The following is a 3,290-nucleotide window of genomic DNA, read 5'->3' on the forward strand; positions in this document are numbered from 1 at the left end:
CCTGGCTCGGCGCGGCCGAGGTCGCGGCCGCCGCCCGCCTGGGTCTCGACGCCGAGACGGCCGCGCGCGGCCCGTCCCTGACCCTGCGATGGGACGCCCTGCCCCGCGCCGGAGGCGGCTCCGCCCTGCGCGCCGAACCGGGCGACCCGGCCATGGCCGCCGGCCGCAGGGTGGAGGCTGCGCTCGCCGCGTGCGGCGCCGCCCGGCCCATGGTCGAGGCGATCTGCCTGCGCGCCTCGGCCCTGCAGGCAGCCGAGCGCGACCTCGGTCTGCGCCGCCGCGAGGGCAAGCAACTGCTACGCGCCGGCCTGGTCGCCCTGGCGGGCCACTACCGGATCGGGTGACGCAGGTCAGGCCGCCGCGGCGGCCTCCCGGATCCGGCCCACCATGGCGTTCAGGCCGTTGGCGCGCTGGCGGGTCAGGGCCGACGGCAGGCCGAGGCGATCCAAAGCGGCGCGGGCGTCAAAGGCCAGGATCTCGGCCGGGGTTCGCCCCGAGTACAGCCTCAGCAGCAGGGCGATATTGCCCTTGGACAGGGCGCTGTCGCTGTCGGCGGCGAAGGCCAGCCGATCTCCGTCACGGCGCACCGCCAGCCAGACCTGCGCGGCGCAGCCCGGCACCTTGTGCGCCTCGGTGCGATCCGCGTCGGGCAGGGGGGCCAGACCCTTGCCCAGTTCGATGACGTATTCGATCCGGCCTTCCCAGTCCCCGAGCAGGTCGAACTCCTCGACCAGTTCGGCCAGGACATCGTCGATGGAGGGGCTGTCGCTCATGGGCGGCAGATAGGCCTGACCGGCGTTAACGACAACCGCCGTCCTTTCCCCGGAAATCCGCCCGAAAGGGCTTTCGCCCAGTCGCCTGGAACGGGTGCGGGCTTTGGACGACTCATCCGCGCGGCTAGTCTGGCGAGGCCGGCGGCGTATCACCGGCCCTCCCAAATCCGTCCTTGATCCAGTCCGCCCGCCCTGACCCGAAGCCCCTGACCGACGCCCCGGCGAGCGATCGCCCGTCGCTGGCCGCCTGGCATGCCGGCTGGGCGGTGGCGGCGGCCCTGCTGGCGCTGGGCGGACGGTGGATCGGCGGCATCGACGGCCCGCTGTTCTACGGCGTCCTGGCCATGGTCGTGCCCGGCCTGAGCGGCCTCGGCCTGCTGCGACGCGACGGCGATTTCGAACGGATGACCCTGCTCGGGATCTGGGGGCTGGCCGCCCTGCTGGCGGCGTCCTTGTCGGGCGGCCTGACCGGCCCCCTGACCGGCTTCGTCTTCCTGCCGCTGGCGGCGGGCATCGCCCTGGGCGGTCCCCGGCCCGTGCAGGCGGGCGCCCTGGCGGTCGGTCTGGCGGCCCTCGCCGGCCTGTTCTCGGCCTGGCTGGTCGGACCCGGACCGCATCTGCCGGCCCTGGCGGCCATCTCGGCCCTGCTGACCGCGGCCGCCGCGGCCCTGGCGGTGCGGCTGTCGTGGCGGCAACGGGAGGCCCGGCTGGCGGCGGCGGAGGCCGAAACCGCCCGGGTCGAAACCCTGCTGGCGGCCCAGCCCGGCCTGACCCTGGTGCTTGAGCCGTCGGGCCGGGTCCTGGCGGCCTATGGCGCGCCGCCGGTCTCGTTGCCGGTCGACCCCCTGTTCGAGAGCGGCCTCGTCGCGGCGGTGCATGCGCCGGACCGGCCCCGGCTTCTGGACGCCATCGAACGGGCCATGCGGGGCCAGGACGGCGCGGCCCTGTTCGCGCCCCGAACGGCGCTGGATCGGCGGGTCCAGCTGATCGTGCGGCGGCTGGACGATCCGGGCGGCCCCCGCCTGATCGCCCAGGTCTTCGACGCCACCGCCCAGTACGCCCGCGAGCTGGGTCTTGAGATCGCCCGCACCGAGGCCGAGTCGCGCGAGGCCGGCAAGACCCGCTTCCTGGCCAATATGAGCCACGAACTGCGCACCCCCCTGAACGCCGTGCTGGGGTTCTCCGACATCATGCGCCAGCGCATCTTCGGCCCCCTGCCCGACCGCTACGGCGAATACGCCGAGAACATCCATCAGGCCGGCGGCCACCTGCTGGACCTGATCAATGACGTGCTGGACGTCACCAAGATCGAGGCCGAACGCTACGCCCTGACGCTGGAGCGGTTCGACGCCCGCGAGGTGGTCTCGGCGGCCATGGCCCTGGTCCGCGTCAATGCCGACGACAAGGGCGTCAGCCTGTCCAGCGTCCTGCCCGGCGATCCGGTCGAGGTCTCGGCCGACAAGCGCGCGCTGAAGCAGATCGCCCTGAACCTGCTGTCCAATGCGGTGAAATTCACCCCGCGGGGCGGCGCGATCACCGTCACGGTCGAGGCCATCGGACCCTATCTTGAGGTCGTCGTCGCCGACACCGGCGTCGGCATCGCCCCCGAAGACGTGCGCCGCCTCGGCCGGCCGTTCGAACAGGCCGGAGAGATGGAGCAGCGCCGTCAGGGCACCGGCCTGGGCCTGTCGCTGGTCCGCGCCTTCGCCGAACTGCACGGCGGCCGGATGAGCATCGACTCGACCCTCGGCGAGGGCACGGCGGTGACGGTGCGGTTGCCCGTGGCGCTGGTCGCGCGCGCGCCGGCGCCCGAGGGCGGCGCCGAGATCATCCAGATGCCGCTGAAGAGCGGCGGCTAGAGCATTCCCATCGCCAGGAAGGCCCGCCCGGCGGCGAAATCCCCCGCCTCGAATTTCGCCGTCGCGACGCTGCCGTCGCGGAAGTGGAATTCGATGGCGAAGGTCTCGCGCGGGTCCAGCCGCTCCAGGGCGGCGGCGGCCGAGGCGGGAAAGCGCCAGGCCTCGCCGGCGCGGCGGCCCTCGGCCAGCAGGGTCGGATCCGCCGGCGCGACGCTTGTGGCCCAGACGCTGGCGCGGGCCGAGGCGGGCGCAAGCCCGTCACCGGCCAGCCACGGGCGCGGAACACGCGCCGGATCACGCAGCACGATGCGCGCGGCATTGGGACGCGAGCGACCCACGAAACTGACCACCGCGGTCAGGCCGTGCGCATCGCCCTTGCCCGCATAGCCGAACGCCACGGGCGAGGCGCCGACGACCGACATCTGTTGCAGCCGCCAGTTGGCGTCGGTCGAGCTGACGCGATTGGCGGTCCACGGCCGGCGCGTGCCGGGGAAGACCATGCGCGGCGTGCGCAGCCAACCGGAAAAGGCGCCATCGACCCGGTCGCGCACGGTGGCCAGTTCCGGGTCATTGCACGCGACGGCGCCGGCGCGCGAACGGGCGCGGGCGGCGACGGCGGCGAGATCGGCCGCGCCCAGGCGGTGCAGGCCCAGGCCGC

At 74.0% G+C, this 3,290-nt stretch carries 4 protein-coding genes; 2 read left to right on the forward strand and 2 right to left on the reverse strand.

The genetic code is table 11. The features are described 5' to 3' along the window. On the forward strand, nucleotides 1-344 hold a 344-nt coding region (locus B2742_RS08470; protein WP_292065081.1), incomplete at its 5' end, for a DUF6456 domain-containing protein. Nucleotides 345-350: 6 nt separating this feature from the next. Here B2742_RS08470 and B2742_RS08475 read toward each other — a convergent pair. Then, on the reverse strand, nucleotides 351-773 hold the full coding sequence (locus tag B2742_RS08475) for a SufE family protein (protein ID WP_292065083.1): 423 nt from the start codon (nucleotides 771-773) through the stop codon (nucleotides 351-353). Between the two features lie 173 nt (nucleotides 774-946). Between B2742_RS08475 and B2742_RS08480 the strand changes: the two genes are divergently transcribed. Further along, nucleotides 947-2,632: a sensor histidine kinase gene (locus B2742_RS08480; protein ID WP_292065084.1), complete on the forward strand. Its 1,686-nt coding sequence runs from the start codon at nucleotides 947-949 to the stop codon at nucleotides 2,630-2,632. On the opposite strand, the gene B2742_RS08485 is transcribed toward B2742_RS08480, so the two are convergent. Continuing rightward, the coding region (locus tag B2742_RS08485) for a hypothetical protein (protein ID WP_292065086.1) at nucleotides 2,629-3,290 on the reverse strand (662 nt) is incomplete at its 5' end. The genes B2742_RS08480 and B2742_RS08485 overlap by 4 nt on opposite strands.

This window comes from Brevundimonas sp. UBA7664 (assembly GCF_002483305.1).
Taxonomy (GTDB): Bacteria; Pseudomonadota; Alphaproteobacteria; order Caulobacterales; family Caulobacteraceae; genus Brevundimonas.